This window comes from Pseudomonas sp. (assembly GCF_049653025.1).
Classification (GTDB): domain Bacteria; phylum Pseudomonadota; class Gammaproteobacteria; order Pseudomonadales; family Pseudomonadaceae; genus Aquipseudomonas.
Map to the genome: position 1 here is coordinate 72,372 of NZ_JBASFM010000018.1, position 19,085 is coordinate 91,456.

The window sequence follows — 19,085 nt, forward strand, 5'->3', positions numbered from 1 at the left end:
TCGGTAACGCCCATGCTAGGCTCTGCGCATTACCGCGGGCAGCCAAGCCCCGAGCCACCTGAAAGGAGAAATGGTATGGAAATCAATATCGGAATCGCCGAGCAGGATCGCGCAGCCATCGCCGAAGGCCTGTCGCGACTGCTGGCAGACACCTACACGCTGTACCTGAAAACCCACAACTTTCACTGGAACGTCACCGGCCCGATGTTCAACACCCTGCACCTGATGTTTGAAGGGCAGTACACCGAACTCTCGCTGGCTGTCGACCAGATCGCCGAGCGCATCCGCGCCCTTGGCTTCCCGGCACCAGGCACGTACGCCGCTTACTCGCGCCTGTCCTCGATAAAGGAAGAAGAAGGCGTACCAAGCGCACCCGACATGATCAAGCAACTGGTTCAAGGCCAGGAAGCCGTCGTGCGTACCGCCCGCGGCATTTTCCCGCTGCTGGACAAAGTCAGCGACGAACCGACTGCCGACTTGCTGACCCAGCGCATGCAAGTGCATGAAAAGACTGCCTGGATGCTGCGCAGCCTGCTGGCTGCCTAAGTAAACCTAGCAAAAGGCCCGCATCCGCAGGCCTTTTGCTAGGCGCTCAACCTGTACGTGTTCTATGCTTTGGCCAATTGCAACCTGCCACAGTGACGTGCATGAACAATCCCGCCAAACCCCCAAGCATCCTGGAACTGTACCCCGAGGAAACCCGCGAAGCCGCGGCGCTCCTGAAGAAGGCGGTACCGTTGATGATGCGTCACGATATTCCACCCAACCCGGTGCATTACGCACTCTGGTACACCTACAGCAAAGGCCTGGAACCCGAACTCAACCGGCGCCTGGACAAAACCGTTGCCGACTTCGACAGCTTCCCACCAGAAACCGCCGCCAAGCTGTTTCGCGACTACATCATCCATGGTGAGCTCGAAGAAGCCCGCGCCGGGCAACAGCAGGTGATTGAGCTGGTCGATGGCATCGAAGGCAGTGTATCGCGCAGCATTATTGGCAGTCGTAACTACCAAGCCAGCCTGGAACATGGCCTGACAGCGCTGCAAGAACCGATCATCGAAGACCTGCCCAATGTCCTGACCGAGCTGCAACAAAGCACGCAGCTGATGCAGGACCAGCAAGACAAGTTCCTCTACCACCTGAACGCCGCCCAGCAGGAAATCAAGAACCTGCGCGGCCAGCTCGAGCGCGCACACGTAGCGGCAACACTCGACAGCCTGACCCAGGTGTTCAATCGCAATGCCTTTAGTCGGTTACTGGAGCAAACCTTGAACGGCGACCACCTCGGTGTCGCCCTGGTCATGCTGGATATCGACCATTTCAAGCTATTCAACGACCAATACGGTCACCCACTGGGCGATCGCGTACTGCAACATGTCGGACAATTGCTCCGCGACCTGCTACCCGCCCGCGCCATTGCCGCGCGCTACGGCGGCGAAGAGTTCTGCGTCATCCTGCGTGACTGCTTCGACGCAGCCACCGCCCACAGCTTTGCCGAACAACTGCGCCTGAAAATCCAAGCCCTGCGCATCAAGGTACGTCGCACCGACGAAGTGCTCGACAGCATCACCGCCTCCTTCGGCTTCGCCCTTGCCGAAGGCGGCGACACCCTGGAAACCCTGCTCACCCGCGCCGACGACGCGCTCTATCAAGCCAAACGCAGTGGCCGCAACCAGGTAAACCCCGGCCCAAGTGAAACCGCACTCAGCGCTTGATTGAGAACCCCACCTCTTTGCTGTTAAATACGCCCCGTGTCGCTGGCCCAAACCTTGGGCACAGCGCATAGGCTGGCATCACGCGCCTCATACTCCTCCTTGCAACGGCAAATACGCGCAGCCAGCTCTTCCTGATGATTCTTTTAAATTAAGCGAGCTCATCGAACATGTTGAAAATTGTCCACCTTCTAACGGGCGTCATCGCCCTGCTGCTCTCTTTTGTTCCATCCTTTGGCGACACCCCAGAAACCCTTCTGCAGCAACCTAGCGCCCTGTGCCTGGCCCTGTTCGGCCTGCTCAACCTGCTACTGGCCCCACAACTGCCGATCTGGCACGCCGGCTTGCGCCACCAGCTGCAGAACCTGGTTTCCGCCCTTCTGGTACTGGGCACCCTGCTGCAAGCCCTGATTCTGCTTGCCCCGCTGCCAATCATTGCCAACCAGCCAGCCAGTCTTTTCAGCCTGATCATCATTACCGCCGCAGTAGCCCTGCACCTGGCCACCAATCTGCGCCTGCAATCGCGCAGCAACTCGCCAGCGCAAGATCTGGGCGACCGCGAGACAGGTACCGTCAAATGGTTCAACACCTCGAAAGGCTTCGGCTTTATCTCCCGCGACTCGGGTGACGATATTTTTGTGCACTTTCGCGCCATTCGCGGCGAAGGCCACCGCGTTTTGGTCGAAGGCCAGCGCGTCGAATTCGCCGTGATGCAGCGCGATAAAGGTCTCCAGGCCGAAGACGTGATTGCGGCGCTGCCGGTACGCCGTTAACCGCTAAACGCACAGAATAAAAAGGCCCGCACAATGCGGGCCTTTTTTATTGCTCGATCAGCACCTTAATAATGAGGCGGCGGTGCCTCATCTTCAGCCAGGCCAAACTGCGCATTAACCTCATCCTGGCGCTTGGCCAGCAGCGCAACCTGCAGCTGCAAGCGCTCCAGCACGCGCTGTTGCGCAACCAAGGCATCATTCAGCGCCTGGATGGTGTCATCCTGAAAAGCCAAGCGGCTCTGCAGGTCGTTGATTCGTTCGTCGATGTCCACGTATTCAGCTCTCGTTAAAACAGAATTCCCCAGTCAGCACTGTGCGCAAACGGGCTTTTATCGCCACCAGCTGCTCAGACGTATAAGCCTGCGCAGGATGCCTGCCCCACACAGGCGCAGGCCAGGCAACATCATCACGCCGACGCACGATGACATGCATATGCAGCTGGCTGACCACATTACCCAGTGTCGCCACATTCATCTTGTCCGCAGCAAAGCAATCCTTGAGCACCTCAGCCAACGCCGTGGTTTCCTGCCAGAGCTGCGCCTGCTCCGCAATATCCAGTTGAAACAGCTCACTGACATCCTCGCGCCGCGGCACCAAGATAAACCAGGGATACTGCGCATCGTTCATCAACAGCAAGCGACACAACGGGTAGTCGCCCAACCAGAGTGTGTCCTGCTGCAAGCGTGAATCCAGGGTAAACACCATGCGTCTCCTCAGCGAGCGTCCATCCGGACCTAAGTGGTAAAGGATAACGGCAGATTCAATCCTGCACACTCAGGCGTAAGCCCGTGACGCCCAACTGCCCCTCACACAAGAGTAGAACGCGCCAATTCAAGGCAAGCCAACCTCACCACTGCCGCGCACCAGCAGCACAGGAGAGCGCCTAACAGCTGCATTTACGACACTAATCGATATGGGACAGCGGTCGCTTCAAAGGAGCGCGAGCGAATCAGAAGCACAATACTGCAGCACGACCGCCACAACGCACCAAAAATGGGCAGCACTCGGCTGGTTTAACCCCTCCAAGCGTTACCGACCGAGCCATACGCAATCACTCAAGCTGATTCGGTAACGCGGAATACGCAATCAGACCGTAAAGCCCTCAACCGACATACGCCTCCCAACGCACGCATTTATCGGTATAAACCAGCCAATACCGGCACTCTTAGAGTTCCCAGCAGATTTTCCGGAGATTTTTTTCAGGGCTACTGGAACTTTGTGCACGGATGTTGCTTTATGACTCGCACAGCCGGAAATGCTTCATCCCGCCAAGCTTGTGACACACATCACGAGCGGTCATAAAAGGAGTCTAAGCGATTGGATTTCCAGACCTTTAAGGGGCACGGAAGAATGCTGGCCAAGCAGCAAAAATCTACAGAATTGCGACATAACAGATGCTTTTTTGCGACGTATCTGTAAATAAAATGTAGGGAGTAAGCCCCAACTGTCGCCAACAAAGTCGTCGTGCTATAAGTTTAGCGCCGACACAAAAAGAAAGAGCTGCCCATAAAATAAGACAATGGACAGCACAACTCTTCTAAACCAAAGGAGCAATCACAATGCAAGTGATGAAGTGGAGCGCACTGGCCCTGGCCGTAACCGCCGGTACCACCCAACTGGCTTTCGCCAGCGCACAGTCCGATTCTAAGGGCATCGTTGAAGACAGCAGCTTTGATATCTTCAACCGCGCGCTGTACATGAACCGTGATTACAAGCATGGCTACTCCAACGTAAGCCCGGCAAACGAACTCAAAGGTGATCGCACCGGCTATCGCGAAGAAACCGGCCTGGGCATCCGCCTGCTGTTCGAATCCGGCTTCACTCAAGGCACCGTAGGCGTCGGCTTCGATGCTCACTCGCTGTCCAACATCAAGATTGACAGCGGCCGCGGCCGTCACGGCAATGGCATCTTCGCCACTACCGACGAAGGCCGCGCCGATGACACCACCACTGAAGTCGGTGGTGCCATCAAGTTCCGCATCTCCGACACCGTACTGAAATACGGCAACCAGTTCGTTGCCAGCCCGGTATTCTCCACCGACGACAGCCGCACCCTGCCAGAAGTCGCTACCGGTACCTACTTGGTCAGCAACGAAATCGAAGGCCTGGAACTGAGCGCTGGTCGCTTCACCGCGATCAACTCGCAGACCAACACTGGCCGCGACAGCAACTCTCAATCCGATGAAACCCTGCGCTCGGCCAACATCGTTGGTGCCAGCTATGCCTTTACCGAGAATTTCAGCGGTGCCATCCATGCATCCGACGTGGAAGACTTCTACAAGAAGACTTACGTCAATCTGAACTTCAACCAGCCGCTGGCCGACGATCAGTCGCTGAGTGTCGACTTCAACTTCTATCGCACCACCGACGATGGCCAAGAATTCGCCGGCGAGGTAGACAACAAAGTATGGAGCCTGGCACCGTCCTACAGCATCGGCGCACACAAGTTCACCGTAGCTTACCAGCAGTCTTCCGGTGATAGCGGCTACACCTATGGCGTAGACGGCAACGGCACCATATGGCTGGCCAACTCCGTGCAGATCTCCGACTTCGTCGGTGAAGACGAGAAGTCCTGGCAGGCTCGCTACGACCTCGACATGACCTCCTATGGCGTGCCGGGCCTGAGCTTCATGACCCGTTACATCACCGGTGACAACATTAGCCTCTATGATGCTGATACTGGCGTCGAACTTGAAGAAGGTAGAGAACACGAGTGGAACGCCGAGGCCAAGTACGTGATTCAGGAAGGTGCAGCTAAAGACCTGTCCTTCCGCGTACGTCACGCTGTTCACCGCGCTAACACCGTTGAGAACAGCGCGAACTACACCGACCTCAACGACACCCGTCTGATCGTCGAGTACCCGCTGGACGTTCTCTAAACGCCCAAGCAGTACTGAAGTAAGCAAAAAGAACCCAGCCTAGGCTGGGTTCTTTTTTATCTATCAATACAAACCTACAAGGGCAACGCGTACGTCCCCGTTACATGCGCCACCAACTCATCCTCATTACCCTGCGAATAAACTGATACTTCGCAAACAGCCTGCCTGCGACTCAATCTCAATATCCGCGCCGCCGCCAACAGGTCAACTGGCTTGGGCTTGACCAGAAAGTTGATATTCAAATTGGACGTCACGGCCATTTCCACTCGGCCCAGCTTGCCCAGCACCACGGCATACATCGCCGCATCCGCCAGGGCCATGATGGTCGGCCCGGACAAGGTGCCGCCCGGACGTACCAACTTGCTGTGGAACGGCACCCGCGCCAGCGCGCCATCGGCATCCAGCCGATCGATGCACAAGTTGATGTCTTCCGCCATCGGCAACCCCGCCCGAATCAGCGCCTGAACCTGTTCCGCCGTCAATATCGACACGCCCCACTCCTCCTTAGCCAACACCGGCATCCTGTACGCATCTGTACAGGCACCGTACAATGCCGGCCATTCAAAATCTCTTGCAACCGACAGAACAGCCAAATATGCGTACCAGCCAGTTCCTGCTCTCGACCCTCAAAGAAAACCCTTCCGACGCCGTGGTGATCAGCCACCAGCTGATGCTGCGTGCCGGCATGATCCGCAAGCTGGCTTCCGGCCTGTACACCTGGCTGCCCATGGGCCTGCGTGTACTGCGCAAGGTTGAGAAGATCGTTCGCGAGGAAATGACCGCCGCCGGCGCGCTGGAAGTACTGATGCCAGGCATTCAACCGGCTGAGCTGTGGCAGGAATCCGGCCGCTGGGAGCAGTACGGCCCGGAATTGCTGCGCATGAAGGATCGCCATGGCCGCGACTTCTGTGCGGGCCCGACCCACGAGGAAGTGATCACCGATCTGGCGCGCAACGAGCTCAACAGCTACAAGCAGCTGCCGATCAACCTGTTCCAGATCCAGACCAAGTTCCGCGACGAGATCCGCCCACGCTTCGGCTTGATGCGCGGCCGCGAATTCATCATGAAGGATGCCTACTCCTTCCACGTCGACCAGGCTTCGCTGCAAGAAACCTACGACCGCATGCACCTGGCGTACTGCAATATCTTCAGCCGCCTGGGCTTGAAATTCCGCCCAGTGCAGGCCGATACCGGCTCCATCGGTGGCACCGGCTCGCATGAGTTCCATGTGCTGGCCGACTCAGGTGAAGACGACATCGCCTTCAGCGACAGCTCCGAGTACGCCGCCAACATCGAGAAAGCCGAAGCCATTCCGCGTGAAACCGCTCGTGCGGCAGCCAGCGAAGCCATGCGCCTGGTCGCCACGCCAGACACCAAGACCATCGACGCGCTGGTGCAGGGTTTCTCCCTGGCCATCGAGAAAACCATCAAGACCCTGATCGTGCACGGTGCCAAAGAAGGCACCCTGGTAGCCCTGATCGTTCGCGGCGACCATGAGCTCAACGAGATCAAGGCCGCCAATCTGGAACTGGTCGCCAGCCCGCTGGTATTTGCTTCGGAAGCGGAAATCCGCGCCGCCGTCGGTGCCGGTCCAGGCTCTCTGGGCCCGGTCAATCTGCCGATCCCTTGCGTCATCGACCGCTCGGTTGCCCTGATGAGCGATTTCGCCTCCGGTGCCAATATCGACGACCAGCACTACTTTGGCGTCAACTGGGAGCGCGACCTGCCGCTGCCAGAGGTTGCCGACCTGCGCAATGTCGTAGCCGGCGACCCGAGCCCGGACGGCAAGGGCTCCCTGGAGATCAAGCGCGGCATCGAAGTCGGGCATATCTTCCAGCTGGGCACCAAGTACAGCCAGGCGCTGAACTGCCAGGTGCTGGGTGAAAACGGCAAGCCAGTCATCCTCACCATGGGTTGCTACGGCATTGGCGTTTCGCGCGTGGTGGCTGCCGCGATCGAGCAGAACTTTGATGAGCGCGGCATTCTCTGGAATGACACCCTCGCGCCGTTCCAGATCGCCCTGGTGCCGCTGCGTTATGAGACCGACGCCGTACGCGAAGCCACCGACACGCTGTATGCACAGCTGACCGCGGCTGGCTATGAAGTGCTGCTTGATGACCGTGACAAAAAGACCAGCCCCGGCATCAAATTCGCGGATATGGAGCTGATCGGCATCCCGCATCGTATCGTCGTCAGCGATCGCGGCCTGGCCGAAGGCAATCTGGAGTACAAGAGCCGCCAGGAGACCGACGCCCAAGCCGTACCCGTGGCGGACATCCTGGCGTTTATCCAGGCCCGTATCAGCCGCTGATTTCAGCCTTTTTAGCAAGAGTCATCATGTTCAAGCGAAACACCTGCAACCTCATCGCCAGCCTGTTAGGCGCAGCCTTGCTGCTTAGCGGCTGCGCTAACCAGCTGCCGCAGCGCAGTGAACACGAGGAGCGGATTGAGCGTAAATTGCTCGACCACAGCCTGCAGATCGAAGTGGGCGAGCCGCGCGTGCTGGAGTTGCCGCAACGCCGCGTGCGCGTGCATGAGCAAAAGACCTTCGAGGTCACAGCATTCGACGTTACCCGTCGTTATGACCGTTACACCCCCTATCAGCCCTGGCGTGAACTCTATGAAGTGCCGCTCGGGGCCGTGGCGGTGGTGGGCGGTATCGGTGCCAATGTGCTGAACGTAGTGCTGCTCGGCAGCCTGCCGGACAGCGCGACCAAGGACTGGATCAGCTATGGCTTTGCAGGGCTCAACCCCTTTATCAACGTCGAATCCAACGGCCGCTCGCAGCAGAACCTCGCCAGCCTCGAGGAGCGCCGCCAGGACGCACGCATGGAATACTCCAGCCTGCCCTGGGCCGAACGCCCGGTGCTGGTCAAAGCCGGCAAACAGAGCCACGAACTGCTGACCGACCGCAACGGCATCCTGCGCCTCAACCTGCTCGACAGCCCCTTTGCCGAACAGGACGTGACACGCATTACCACCCTGCTGCTGAGCGTGGAAGACCCGCAGAGCGCCGCCCGCGCCGATGCCTCGCTGCTGGTCAGCCGCACCTTGCGCGGCAAGCTGCAAGAAGCCCACGACCTGATTTATAACGACCTCGAAGGTGACGACGTTGCGCAGTGGGTGCATCGGGTCAAGCGCCTGTCGGAACTGGGTCTTGAAGAAGAAGCCAGCGAGCTGGAGCAAAGCCTGATCGAGCTGACGCGCAATGATCCGGAACTGCAGAAAATCTTCCTGCAAGCCCTGACCAACGATGCCGGCCGCCTGGTTGCCGACCCGGGCAGCGACTAGGCAACCCGTGCTGCGCCGCCTGCCCTGCGCGTTACTGGGCCTGCTGCTGTGCTTCTCGGCCCAGGCCCAGATCCAAACCGAGTTGCGCCAGGCACCCGAGCCGGAACTGCGCCAGCTGCTGCAACGCACCGTGGCGCAGGCCGATAGTTTTCAGGACCGTTTCGATGCCGAAGTCTGGCTGCTGGATATGTCCACGCGCATGCGCCGCTATATACCCGATGCCGAAGAGCGCCTGAGCCTGCTTAGGCTGGTGCACCGTGAAGCCAGCAAGGCCGACTTGCGCCCTGACCTGGTACTGGCACTGATCCACGCGGAAAGCCATTTCGACCGTTTCGCCATTTCCTCGGTCGGCGCGCAAGGCATGATGCAGGTCATGCCTTTCTGGAAGGCCGAACTGGGCCGCCCCCAGGACAACCTCACCGATAACGCCACCAACCTGCGCTACGGTTGCACCATCCTCAGCTTCTATCTGCGCAAGGAAAACGGTGATCTCAATCGGGCGCTGGCGCGCTATAACGGCAGCCTGGGCAAATACGCCTACCCAGCCAAAGTGGTCGGCTTCTGGCATGACTTCTGGTACGTCAAACCCTGACATACACCTGACTGCGACTGCGCTTAGCGCCGTACGATAAAGCCAGCGACACCCTGCAACGTCTGCGGCTGTAGCTCAAGTGCCGTGACCTCGGCATGCCGCGGGCCCCGCTCAAGCCAGGTGCTCAGCTCGGTTACCGCCGCCTCCTCGCCCTCGAACAGCACCTCAACCCGGCCATCGGCCAGATTGCGCACCCAGCCATCCAGCTCAAGGCGCTCGGCCTGCTCGGCCGTGCCTTGGCGAAAACTCACGCCCTGCACCCGACCGCTGACATACCCATGCATACACAAACGCGCCATGACCCTACTCCTCTGCCTTGAGCGCCAGCAGCCGCGCGCTCAGACCGGCCGCCGTCTGCTCGCCGAGCAACCGCTCACGCAAACGGCCCCGATCATCGACGATATAAGTCACCGGCAACACTTCGCTGCGCGGCAGTTGGTAACGCTCGGCCGGGTCCTGCGCCAGGACGGTGAAGGCGATGCCCATGTCCTGCGCAGCCTTGCTAAGCTTGTCGCCCTGCAAGGCATCGAAATTGACCCCCAGGACCTGCGCCGATTGCTGCTTGAGCTGCTTGTCCAGCGCATTCAGCTCAGGAATCTCGGTACGGCAAGGCGCACACCACTGTGCCCAGTAATTAATCACTAACCACTGGCCTTCCAGGCGCTCAACCGCTACCTTTCGTCCATATTGATCGACGCCCATGTCTTCCGTACAACCGGCCAGAATCAGACCTATGCCTATGCCTGCAAGCGCACGAATGACCGCCCGGAAACGCATTTCCATGCATTCGCTCCCTGATTCCCAAAGGTTGATATGACATTAGATGCCTTGCGCCTTGAAGTGCCGGACATCCTCGAAGCAGACGTCGCGCCACTGGCCGACCTCAACGAGCAACTGGCCCAGGCGCGTTTGCAGCCGCAAGAGCAGGCGCTGCAACAGGTGCTCAGCCTGCTCTTCCGGCTGAACCGCAGCGCCATGACCTTACTCGAAAGGCAGCGCGCACTGCAAAGCTTCAGCGATCAGTACCGTCATTACAGCCAGTCTTACCAAGGCACGCGCCCACCACCCGCACTGTTTGTACACCTGTGCGGCGAACTGGCCATCGGCTTCAAACGCCTGCTGCTGCAAATTCTCCAGGGTCGCCAACCCTCGCGACCACACCTGGCCTGGTGCCTGTATATGGCTCAGCACTTTCTCGCCCAGAGTCTGCTGCGCCACTATCAGCTGTATCAGGAGCCGCCCCCGAGCCTGTGGCGCGACAGCCATCTGTTGTACTGGATCGGTGAACACCAGGATTGTCTCGACGACCCGGTGGCGGCGGCCTTTCTACCGCAGCCCGCCAGCACCTTGCGCGGCATCTATCAGCAGATGCTATTGCTGGCTTTGAGCAACCCGTTCCACCTGGCCGACGGCGAATGCGCACTGCTGTTCAGTGCACTCTCCCCACTGGCCGGCCTGGCGCGCCTGCTGCCCTGGGATGAGGAGGATGACGTCGAAGGCCCGACCATCGACCTCACTGAGGCGCAACCGTGCCTGAGCTATGCCCAGGCCCCGGAAGGCAGCGCGGACTATCTGCGTCGCTTCGAGTTAGGCGCTCTGCTGGTGGCCCTGCATGACCCCGCCCCCCTGCAAAGCACGGCAGAACGCAAGGTACTGGAGCGCGTGCAACAGCACTGGCTGGGCCGCCAGCAACGACGCCATGCCCGCGCCGACCACAGCTCCGAGTGCAATCTGGTGGTCGGCCTGCCCACTATTCATGCCCAGCTGCTGGAGCAGCGTCCGCCTCGCACCGCGGCGCAAATGCTCGACGCCAGCCCTGGCGGAGCACGCCTGCTGTGTAATGCCGATCAAACCGCGCAGCTCTCGGTTGGCCAGTTGGTGTTGCTGCTCACCGGCAGCGACACCCCGACCCTCGCGCTGGTGCGCTGGCGCCACCTCAACAGCGAAGGCCTGCACCTCGGCCTGCGCTACCTGAAAGGTCTGCCGCGTCCGGTATGGCTGCGCCGCGCCCCCAGCGCGCAGACCCACCCGGGGGTTTTGCAGAGTACGCCGGCACCCGGCAATGGTTGGCACCATGGCCTCTGGCTGCCCAACGGGCAGTTCGTGGAAGGGGAAAATGTCTGGCTGCAATTGGCCAGTGCACACAACCAGGCCATCCTGCCGCTGCCGACCGCCAATCTGGTGACCGCCTCAGTCACCCGCTATCCGATGCAGTTGGCCTAAGCCTGGTTGCCAATACGCTAAAACTGCGAGAAAGGTCACGCCGAACGTCGGCCAAGCGCACAGTTTCGTCGACCCGGCCGCGCTTATACTGCTTCGCACTCACGCGTGATGCGATCTGTTATTAGCCGGGAACACAACCATGACCCAAGCCCTCGACAAGTTGGTCGGCCCAGTGCCATCTGCCATCGTCAATCTCGCCCGCTTACAGGTCACCCCTTATGAAGGGCGCGTCGCCGAGTTCAACATAGCCGCCTGGCTGCAACTGCCAGGGCTGGCCAACCTGCCGGTATCGCTACTGATCAGCTACCGCGATGGCACCACGCGCCGCGAAGTGATGATCGATCATGGCAAGGTCAATCAACACAGCAAAATCCTGCTCTCTGGTGTCGCGCGCCTGCCGGTCAAACAGAAGATCGAAGAGATGCAGGTGCGCCTGCGCTCAGCCGTGCCGGCAACCAGCCTGGTGGTCGAAGAGCTGTTCGTACAGGCCATCGAACTGGCACAAGCCGACAGCCGCCAAGCACTCGCCTGACACGGCCTGGCCGCATACAAAAACCCCGCGCCTGACGCGGGGTTTTGCATTCAACCTGAAACCATTCCCGCCGGCCCGACGGTGGCTTCTCGCTCAGGCTGCGTGCTTACGGAAATTTCGGGTTGTTTGTCCACTGCAGTGTCGCCATGCACCAAAGACTGCGGCCAACTGCTGAAACGCAGGCCGGTGATTCGATTGAGACGCTCAAGCGCCTCTTTAGGATCGCGCTGATGCAGATGAATCACCTTGCCTTTAGTGCCCGTCATAACGCCTTCACACTCCGCCAATCCCTGCCCTGCTGGCAACCTGATCGCTATCTGCAAGAGAGATAGCCAGAAGCGTGCCAGCTTCCTTTTAACCGCGTTTGGCGACCTCCATGGTCGCAAGTGCCATCATGCGCCATCAGTGCAGCGCCGCAAACTGACGTTTTACGTCACTCTGACGGCTGAGCCTCAGGTTGCAACCACTGCGCCAGGTCTTCACCGAATAGCGCCGCCTGCTCTTCCTGCAACTTCGCCAAGCCACTGCGCAGCGCCGGATACCAGGCCTCATCGAGCTGTTCGGGCAGGTTCTCCACCCGCGGTAGCGGCCAGGGACTGTGGCTGAGCAGTTGCTGCAACGAATAATGGCCAAGGTCGCGGCTCAACACCCAAGTGCCGGAACCGGTCGGAGCAATCAGCTTCTGCTGCTCGAGAAAAACCAGAATCTCTTCCCACTCATGCTCAGCCAGCAACCAGCCCTGGCGCTGCACATCCAGCAAGCGCACTTTCAAACCCGATTGCTGACGCTCATAGAACACCCGCAAGACGCCAAGCGCTATCAGCAGGCGCGGCAAGGCACGCCTGCGCCATTGCTGGGAAAAACCCAGATTGCAGACCAGTTCGGCACCGAACAGCACGATCAGCCAGGACAGATAGATCCACAGCAGAAACAGCGGCACCGTGGCAAACGCGCCGTAGATCAGCTGATAGCCCGGAAACAGCTGCACATACAGGCCGAACAGCATCTTCGCCACCTCAAACAGCACTGCGGCGAACAGACCGCCCAGCAGAGCATGGCGAAGCGGCACCTGAGCATTGGGCACCGTGGCATAGAGCAAGGTAAACGCCGCCACGCTGAACAACAGCGGCATAAATTTCAGCAGGGCCTGTACACCCAGCAAGGCATCCGGCCCAGAAATCAGCGACAGTGAGGTGAAGTAAGTGCTGATGGCAAAGCCACCGCCGAGCAGCAGCGGCCCAAGGCTGAGAATCGCCCAGTACAGCAGAAAGCTCGAGACGCCACGGCGCGGCTGGCGCACGCGCCAGATGGTGTTGAAGGTTTTCTCGATAGTCACCAGCATCCAGAACGCCGTGGCCGCCAGCACCACCACGCCGATCCAAGTCAGCTGGCGGGCCTGGGTGGTGAAGTCGCGCAGGTACTGCTGCAGCGTTTCACCGGCAGACGGCACGAAGTTACGGAAGATAAAACTCTGGATCTGCTCGCCGGTGTCCTGAAACGCCGGAATGGCCGAGAGCATGGAGAAGGTCACAGTCATCATCGGCACCACCGCGAACAGGGTGGTGTAGGTCAACGCCGCGGCATTGCTGGTGCCTTGGTCGGCAAAGAAACGCTGCAACAGAAAACGCCAGAACTCCAACAGATTGTGAACGCGCTGACGCATGCCCTCTCCTTAGCCATTTACCCACCAGCAACCCGCCTGAGAACCTATTTACGAGCTCGCGAGCTAGAGCCAGACAAGGCAAAAACAGCCGATGAAGCGCAGTTTACAAGCTGTAAATGAGCATTCCGAGGCTGTTTTTAACGCTGTATGGCCGACGCGGCAGCAGATCGTAAACAGGTTCTGAGAGGCAGGCGTGGATACCGTTAGCGGTTAGAATAGCCGCCATCGAAGGTAACAGGCGACCCGAATATGACCGATCTGACGCTTTACCATAACCCGCGCTGCTCAAAATCACGCAGTGCCCTGCAGCTGTTGGAAGAACGCGGACTGACGCCCAGCATCGTGCGCTACCTGGATACGCCCTTGAGCGCTGCCCAACTACAAGCGCTGCTGGGCAAACTCGCGATCAGCCCACGGCAACTGCTGCGCACCGGTGAAGACGAGTACAAGACCCTAGGCCTGGGTGACCCGCAACTGAGCGATGCGCAGCTGATCGCGGCCATGGCCAGCCAACCGAAACTGATCGAGCGGCCGATCCTGGTCGTCGGCGATAAAGCCGTAGTCGGTCGTCCGCCTGAGAAAATCCTGGAGATTCTGCCGTGAGCGCACCCTACATTCTGGTGCTGTATTACAGCCGCCACGGCGCAACCGCCGAGATGGCCCGGCAGATTGCCCGCGGCGTCGAAATGGGCGGCCTGGAAGCGCGCCTGCGCACCGTGCCGGCGGTATCGACCGAGTGCGAAGCCGTCGCCGCGGACATACCGGCCGAAGGCGCGCTGTACGCCAGCCTCGATGACCTGAAGAACTGCGCCGGCCTGGCGCTCGGCAGCCCGACCCGCTTCGGCAATATGGCCGCGCCGCTCAAGTACTTCCTCGATGGCACCAGCGGCCTGTGGCTGACCGGCGGCCTGGTCGGCAAACCAGCCGGCGTGTTCACCTCCACCGCCAGCCTGCATGGCGGCCAGGAAACCACCCTGCTGTCGATGCTGCTGCCGCTGCTGCACCACGGCATGCTGATCACCGGCCTGCCCTACAGCGAAGCCGCCCTGCTGGAAACCCGTGGCGGCGGCACACCCTACGGTGCCAGCCACCATGCCGGTGCCGATGGCAAACGCGCCCTCGATGAACATGAAATCGCCCTGTGCCGCGCACTCGGCCAACGCCTGGCGCAAACCGCCGTCAAACTGGAGAGCGCCCGTGGCTAAAACCGCCAAACCCTTGCCAGCCCTGGAATGGCTGCAACCGCGCCTGAAACTCAGCCGTATTGCCAGCTTACTGAGCTTTTTCGGCCTGGCTGCCGCGCTGCTGGTCTGGAACCTATGGTTCGCCAATGTCCCCGGCAAACTGCTCTGGGTGATCCTCGGCGTACAGCTCGCGCCCCTGCTACTGCTGGCACCCGGACTGATTATGGGCAACGCCCGCGCCCACGCCTGGGCCTGCTTTGTGGTCAACCTGTACTTTATCCAGGGCGTGCTGGCCGCCTTCGACCCAAGCAAGGCGGTATACGGCTGGCTACTGACGGGACTGAGCTTCAGCCTGTTCTGCGCCGCCCTGATGTTTACCCGCTGGCGTTTTCAGTACGAGCGTAAATTGGCTGGGGAAGCCTGATGCGCTTGGTGTTGCTACCAGGCCTGAATGGCAGCAGCACCCTGTTTGGGCCTTTACTGGCCCACCTGCATCCAGCACTGGAAGTGCAGGTACTCGAGCTGCCGATTCAAGGCAGCCAAAATCCCGAACAATTAGCTGATTGGCTGCTGGGAAAACTTGGCAAGACACCTTACGTGCTGCTTGGCGAATCGTTTTCCGGACCTCTGGCCTATCAGCTGGCCCTACGTCAGCCAGCAGGCCTGCGAGGCGTAATCTTCGCTGCCTCTTTTTTAAGCCGACCGCACCCATTGCTGCCACTGGCCAAACACCTACCTCTACCGCGCTGGCTACTCAAGCAAAAAATCTTGCTACGCCTGTTTTGCTTAAATGGCCAAGCCAACGCTGAACGAGTCCGGGCACTGCGTGATGAAATCCACAAGCTGCCACAGAGCTTGCTTCGCGCGCGCCTGAATAGCCTCAGTCAATTACATCAGCCAGGATTGCAGCTTGAATTACCAACGCTGCACTTACGGGCGAATCAGGATCGCCTGGTCACGCGACAGGCTCAGACCAGCCTGCAAGACTGCTGTACACAGCTAACCCAAATTGCATTGGATGGCCCGCACTTTATCTTGCAGGCCCAGCCACAGGCTTGCGCAGACGCCATACAGCACTTTATTGCCGGGCTATCCGCCGATTAAGCGAGACTGCTACCAGCCCAGAGTTTCTTTTAGGAAGGGGATGGTCAGCTTGCGCTGGGCCTGCAATGACGCCTGATCCAGACGTTCGAGCAGTTCAAACAGCGCGCTCATGCTGCGCTCGCCGCGAGTGAGGATAAACCGCCCGACTTCATCGCTCAGGTGCAAGCCACGGCGCGAGGCGCGTAGCTGCAGGGCACGCAGTTTGTCCTCATCGGACAGCGACTGCAGCTGGAACACCAGCGCCAGGGTCAGGCGCGATTGCAGATCTGCCAGTTGCACCGGCAACTCGCGTGGCGAGGTACTGGCGGCCAGCAGCAGGCGTCGACCGCTGTCACGCAGACGGTTAAATAGATGGAACAGCGCCTCTTCCCAGTCACTGCGTCCGGCCACTGCGTCCAGGTCATCCAGGCAGACCAGCTCACACTGCTCCAGGTTATCCAGCAGCGCCGGGCCGTACTCGACCACCTCGGCCAGCGGCAGGTACACCGCTGGCTCGCCGCGCTGTTCGAAGCGCAGGCAGGCCGCCTGCAGCAAGTGGCTACGACCGACGCCCTCGCCACCCCACAGGTAGATCAGGCTTTCCGTCCAGCCGGCATCGGCCTCGCACAGCCGCTCGACATAGCCCAGCGCCGCTGCGTTGGCACCGGGATAGTAGTTGGCAAAGGTGGCGTCATCACGCAGACGCACCCCAAGAGGCAGTTGAATAGGTGTCATGCTGGGCTGGGCGGCTCATCGGAACCGCTTGCGGACTCTCCGTAAAGATCGGAAAGTTTATAGAAATCATGCAGATGACGCACTAACACCATGATCACCGCCGCCACCGGCAGGGCCAGCAGGATGCCGGTAAAGCCAAACAGCTGGCCGCCGGCCATGATCGCAAAGATCACCGCCACCGGGTGCAGGCCAATGCGGTCGCCCACCAGCATCGGCGTCAGCAGCATGCCTTCGAGCAGTTGCCCGACCATAAACACCACGGCAATACCCAGCAGCGGATAGAAATCCACGCCGAACTGGAACAGGCCGGCGGTCAGGGCTGCGCCAATGCCGACCACCACGCCCAGGTACGGCACGATGCTGGCCAATCCGGCCAATACACCGATCAACAAACCCAGCTCCAGGCCAACCACCATCAAGCCCGTGGCATACAGCACGCCGAGCGCCAGCATCACCAGCAATTGGCCACGCAGGAAGGCACCGAGCACTTCATGGCACTCACTGATCAGCTGCACCACCAATCCTTCGCGGCCGCGCGGCAGCAGGTTGCGCAACTTGGCCACCATCAGGTCCCAGTCGCGCATCAGGTAGAAACTCACCACCGGGATCAACAGCAGGTTGGCCAGCCAGGCCAGCAGCGCCAAACCCGATGCGGTGACCGTGGATAACAACAGGCTGACAATATCGGTGGTTTTATCCAGCTGCCCGGCCAAGGCGGCTTTCAGTCGGTCAAACCGCCAGAAACCTTCACTCAAACCCAGCTTGAGCTGAATCCACGGCAGCGCCTGATGCTGCACCCAGTCGAGCATTTGCGGGACCAGTTCGTATAGGCGCACCAGTTGCTTACCGAGCATGGGCACCAGTACCAGCAGCAGGACGGTCATGACCAGGGTGATCAACGCAAAGACCACCACCACGCCCCAGGTGCGCGAGAGCTTCCAGCGCTCCAGGCGATCAACCACGGGGTCGCCCATATATGCCAACAGGATGCCGATCAGAAAAGGCGACAGAATCGGTTGCAACAGGTACAGCAACACGCAGAACAGCACGGCTGCCGCGCCCCACACCCAACGATATGCACTGTTCATAGTTCGCGCTCCATTTGCTAAATCGCCATCCGATGAAATAACCAATCCTGCCAACCGCAGCCGAAAACAAAACCGCAGCTCAACGGGCTGCGGTCAGTTTAAGGGCTATCGGCTACTAATAATGAGGCGGCAGTCTACCAGCGAAACCTCAGCAGATTTTCGCGCGGCACTATCTGCGGCGCGGGTTCTGCCGCAGTGGCTGGGGCCGTTGCCGGCTGACTGGCGTCAACCGCGGGGGTGGCTGCGCTGACTTCTTGCAAGTGCGCCAGGCCCAGTTGGGCCCGCAACTGCTCGACGCTGGCATTCACCTGAAAGGTCAGGGTATCGCCCTGAACCTTGCGCAACTGCGCGGCAAACGGCTCGAGAATGCGCTGCAACTCGGCATAGCGCGCCAGATTCACGCCCTGCACCTCAACGGTCAGGTTACTGGCAGCGCCGGCGGCCACCACAAAGCGCGGAGCCAGACGCTGACTAAGTGCCAACATGATGGCATCGGCCAAGGCTGCCTGATCGGCCCCTTGCACCGTGCCCTGCTCACGCTCCTCACCCAGCCAGAGGCTCCACTGCGCCTGCCATTGGCCGTTTTCCTCACGGGCCTGCACAGCCAGCAGCGCATCGGCGGCGTAACGTTCCGATGCAGCACGCAGCCCGCCGGCATCGTTTGCACTGAGATTTTCCGGGGTTGCCAGCAATTGCTCACTCAGATCGGCCAGCGGCAGGCGCAGCGGCAAACCACGGTGCTGCGCCGCCTGAGTCAAGATCGCAGCACTGGGCTGACCATCACCCACCAGGCTGCTGCCCTCACTGGCGTCATTCAGCCACCAGACCAGAATCGCCGGACGGTTCGCCCCCCACAGCGACAAGCCGGCCTGACGCAAGCTGCGATCGGTGCTCAGCGGGTCAAAGTCGACCAGCAGCTTGTCGCCTTCATAGCCATATTGGCTGACGATCTGCTGCGGGTCCTTGCGCAACGCCGCCAGCGCCGGGTTCTGCGCCGCATCGGCCTTGCCGGTCAACCGCAGCACCAGGGTGTCCAGCGCCCGGCTTAGAGCGGCCGCGCGCTCGTCCGGCTGCTGACTGGCGACCGGTTCGCGGACTTGGTACAGACCACTCACAGGGGCCGCCAGACTCGGCAGGCTAAATAGCGGCAAACAGGCAAGAAGCAGGCGAGCGGTCAAACGCATGGAAGGATTCTCGACAGACGGAAAGTGGCGCGCAGGCCATGGCGTAGGGGACATACCTTAAACAGCCGCCCTGTTACCCGCAACCATCGCGCCGCCCGGGTGGCCGCTGCCCGGCAAGCCTGATAAAATCGCGCGCCTTCGCAGAC

At 60.2% G+C, this 19,085-nt stretch carries 23 protein-coding genes and 1 pseudogene; 14 read left to right on the forward strand and 10 right to left on the reverse strand.

The window, feature by feature from the left end:
• Window positions 1-75: 75 nt before the first annotated feature.
• The 4 genes and pseudogenes from WBK23_RS15570 (at window position 76) to WBK23_RS15585 (ending at window position 2,485) form a co-directional block, all read left to right on the forward strand.
• Complete coding sequence (locus WBK23_RS15570) at window positions 76-546, forward strand: Dps family protein (RefSeq protein WP_424484842.1); 471 nt, start codon at window positions 76-78, stop codon at window positions 544-546.
• Between the two features lie 101 nt (window positions 547-647).
• Window positions 648-1,715, forward strand: coding sequence for a GGDEF domain-containing protein (locus WBK23_RS15575; protein WP_424484843.1), 1,068 nt, complete (start codon window positions 648-650; stop codon window positions 1,713-1,715).
• A gap of 167 nt (window positions 1,716-1,882) precedes the next feature.
• Window positions 1,883-2,203 (forward strand): annotated as a pseudogene (locus WBK23_RS15580) (cold shock domain-containing protein membrane protein); the annotation flags it as partial.
• 57 nt (window positions 2,204-2,260) lie between these two features.
• Window positions 2,261-2,485: a cold-shock protein gene (locus WBK23_RS15585; protein WP_244161286.1), complete on the forward strand. Its 225-nt coding sequence runs from the start codon at window positions 2,261-2,263 to the stop codon at window positions 2,483-2,485.
• Between the two features lie 65 nt (window positions 2,486-2,550).
• Here the strand turns inward: WBK23_RS15585 and WBK23_RS15590 are convergent, their stop codons facing one another.
• Entirely contained in the window at window positions 2,551-2,757 is a 207-nt protein-coding gene (locus WBK23_RS15590) for a SlyX family protein (RefSeq protein WP_424484844.1), read from the reverse strand.
• A gap of 4 nt (window positions 2,758-2,761) precedes the next feature.
• Window positions 2,762-3,187, reverse strand: coding sequence for an HIT family protein (locus WBK23_RS15595; RefSeq protein WP_424484903.1), 426 nt, complete (start codon window positions 3,185-3,187; stop codon window positions 2,762-2,764).
• Window positions 3,188-4,044: 857 nt separating this feature from the next.
• Between WBK23_RS15595 and WBK23_RS15600 the strand changes: the two genes are divergently transcribed.
• The gene (locus WBK23_RS15600; RefSeq protein ID WP_424484845.1) at window positions 4,045-5,364 is read left to right on the forward strand and encodes an OprD family porin; all 1,320 of its coding nucleotides are present in this window, start codon (window positions 4,045-4,047) and stop codon (window positions 5,362-5,364) included.
• A 74-nt stretch (window positions 5,365-5,438) separates the two neighbouring features.
• Here WBK23_RS15600 and WBK23_RS15605 read toward each other — a convergent pair whose 3' ends face one another.
• Window positions 5,439-5,846: a PaaI family thioesterase gene (locus WBK23_RS15605; RefSeq protein ID WP_424484904.1), complete on the reverse strand. Its 408-nt coding sequence runs from the start codon at window positions 5,844-5,846 to the stop codon at window positions 5,439-5,441.
• Window positions 5,847-5,959: 113 nt separating this feature from the next.
• On the opposite strand from WBK23_RS15605, the gene WBK23_RS15610 reads away from it, so the two are divergent.
• From WBK23_RS15610 to WBK23_RS15620, 3 genes are read left to right on the forward strand one after another with little or no spacing between them, the layout of a single operon-like run.
• Window positions 5,960-7,675, forward strand: a complete 1,716-nt coding sequence (locus WBK23_RS15610) for a proline--tRNA ligase (protein WP_424484846.1) — start codon at window positions 5,960-5,962, stop codon at window positions 7,673-7,675.
• Between the two features lie 26 nt (window positions 7,676-7,701).
• On the forward strand, window positions 7,702-8,655 hold the full coding sequence (locus WBK23_RS15615; protein WP_424484847.1) for a hypothetical protein: 954 nt from the start codon (window positions 7,702-7,704) through the stop codon (window positions 8,653-8,655).
• Between the two features lie 7 nt (window positions 8,656-8,662).
• On the forward strand, window positions 8,663-9,247 hold the full coding sequence (locus WBK23_RS15620) for a transglycosylase SLT domain-containing protein (protein ID WP_424484848.1): 585 nt from the start codon (window positions 8,663-8,665) through the stop codon (window positions 9,245-9,247).
• A 23-nt stretch (window positions 9,248-9,270) separates the two neighbouring features.
• Here WBK23_RS15620 and WBK23_RS15625 read toward each other — a convergent pair whose 3' ends face one another.
• Both WBK23_RS15625 and WBK23_RS15630 read right to left on the reverse strand, forming a co-directional pair.
• Window positions 9,271-9,546 carry an acylphosphatase gene (locus WBK23_RS15625; protein ID WP_424484849.1) on the reverse strand — a complete coding sequence of 92 codons (276 nt, stop codon included), beginning with the start codon at window positions 9,544-9,546 and terminating at the stop codon, window positions 9,271-9,273.
• Window positions 9,547-9,550: 4 nt separating this feature from the next.
• Complete coding sequence (locus WBK23_RS15630; RefSeq protein ID WP_424484850.1) at window positions 9,551-10,030, reverse strand: TlpA disulfide reductase family protein; 480 nt, start codon at window positions 10,028-10,030, stop codon at window positions 9,551-9,553.
• Window positions 10,031-10,060: 30 nt separating this feature from the next.
• Between WBK23_RS15630 and WBK23_RS15635 the strand changes: the two genes are divergently transcribed.
• Together WBK23_RS15635 and WBK23_RS15640 are read left to right on the forward strand one after the other, a co-directional pair.
• Window positions 10,061-11,470, forward strand: a complete 1,410-nt coding sequence (locus tag WBK23_RS15635) for a PilZ domain-containing protein (RefSeq protein ID WP_424484851.1) — start codon at window positions 10,061-10,063, stop codon at window positions 11,468-11,470.
• A gap of 139 nt (window positions 11,471-11,609) precedes the next feature.
• A complete protein-coding gene (locus WBK23_RS15640; protein WP_424484852.1) occupies window positions 11,610-12,002 on the forward strand; it encodes a hypothetical protein in 393 nt (130 codons plus the stop codon).
• Window positions 12,003-12,052: 50 nt separating this feature from the next.
• On the opposite strand, the gene WBK23_RS15645 is transcribed toward WBK23_RS15640, so the two are convergent.
• Both WBK23_RS15645 and WBK23_RS15650 read right to left on the reverse strand, forming a co-directional pair.
• Complete coding sequence (locus WBK23_RS15645) at window positions 12,053-12,268, reverse strand: hypothetical protein (protein ID WP_424484853.1); 216 nt, start codon at window positions 12,266-12,268, stop codon at window positions 12,053-12,055.
• A gap of 167 nt (window positions 12,269-12,435) precedes the next feature.
• A complete protein-coding gene (locus WBK23_RS15650; RefSeq protein WP_424484854.1) occupies window positions 12,436-13,665 on the reverse strand; it encodes a virulence factor BrkB family protein in 1,230 nt (409 codons plus the stop codon).
• Window positions 13,666-13,914: 249 nt separating this feature from the next.
• Here WBK23_RS15650 and arsC point away from each other — a divergent pair, with 249 nt between their 5' ends.
• The 4 genes from arsC to WBK23_RS15670 are packed head-to-tail and all read left to right on the forward strand — an operon-like array spanning window position 13,915 to window position 15,953.
• Window positions 13,915-14,268, forward strand: a complete 354-nt coding sequence (gene arsC / locus WBK23_RS15655) for an arsenate reductase (glutaredoxin) (RefSeq protein ID WP_424484855.1) — start codon at window positions 13,915-13,917, stop codon at window positions 14,266-14,268.
• On the forward strand, window positions 14,265-14,870 hold the full coding sequence (gene wrbA / locus WBK23_RS15660) for an NAD(P)H:quinone oxidoreductase (protein WP_424484856.1): 606 nt from the start codon (window positions 14,265-14,267) through the stop codon (window positions 14,868-14,870). The genes arsC and wrbA overlap by 4 nt, the downstream gene beginning before the upstream one ends.
• Window positions 14,863-15,273 carry a DUF2069 domain-containing protein gene (locus WBK23_RS15665; RefSeq protein ID WP_424484857.1) on the forward strand — a complete coding sequence of 137 codons (411 nt, stop codon included), beginning with the start codon at window positions 14,863-14,865 and terminating at the stop codon, window positions 15,271-15,273. Before wrbA ends, WBK23_RS15665 begins: the two co-directional genes overlap by 8 nt.
• A complete protein-coding gene (locus tag WBK23_RS15670) occupies window positions 15,273-15,953 on the forward strand; it encodes an alpha/beta fold hydrolase (protein WP_424484858.1) in 681 nt (226 codons plus the stop codon). The genes WBK23_RS15665 and WBK23_RS15670 overlap by 1 nt, the downstream gene beginning before the upstream one ends.
• Before the next feature lie 9 nt (window positions 15,954-15,962).
• Here WBK23_RS15670 and hda read toward each other — a convergent pair whose 3' ends face one another.
• The 3 genes from hda to WBK23_RS15685 all read right to left on the reverse strand — a co-directional run bounded on the left by hda (window position 15,963) and on the right by WBK23_RS15685 (window position 18,939).
• Complete coding sequence (hda, locus tag WBK23_RS15675; RefSeq protein ID WP_424484859.1) at window positions 15,963-16,667, reverse strand: DnaA regulatory inactivator Hda; 705 nt, start codon at window positions 16,665-16,667, stop codon at window positions 15,963-15,965.
• Entirely contained in the window at window positions 16,664-17,755 is a 1,092-nt protein-coding gene (locus WBK23_RS15680) for an AI-2E family transporter (protein WP_424484860.1), read from the reverse strand. The genes hda and WBK23_RS15680 overlap by 4 nt, the downstream gene beginning before the upstream one ends.
• 134 nt (window positions 17,756-17,889) lie before the next feature.
• On the reverse strand, window positions 17,890-18,939 hold the full coding sequence (locus WBK23_RS15685; protein ID WP_424484861.1) for a DUF2066 domain-containing protein: 1,050 nt from the start codon (window positions 18,937-18,939) through the stop codon (window positions 17,890-17,892).
• Window positions 18,940-19,085: the final 146 nt, after the last annotated feature.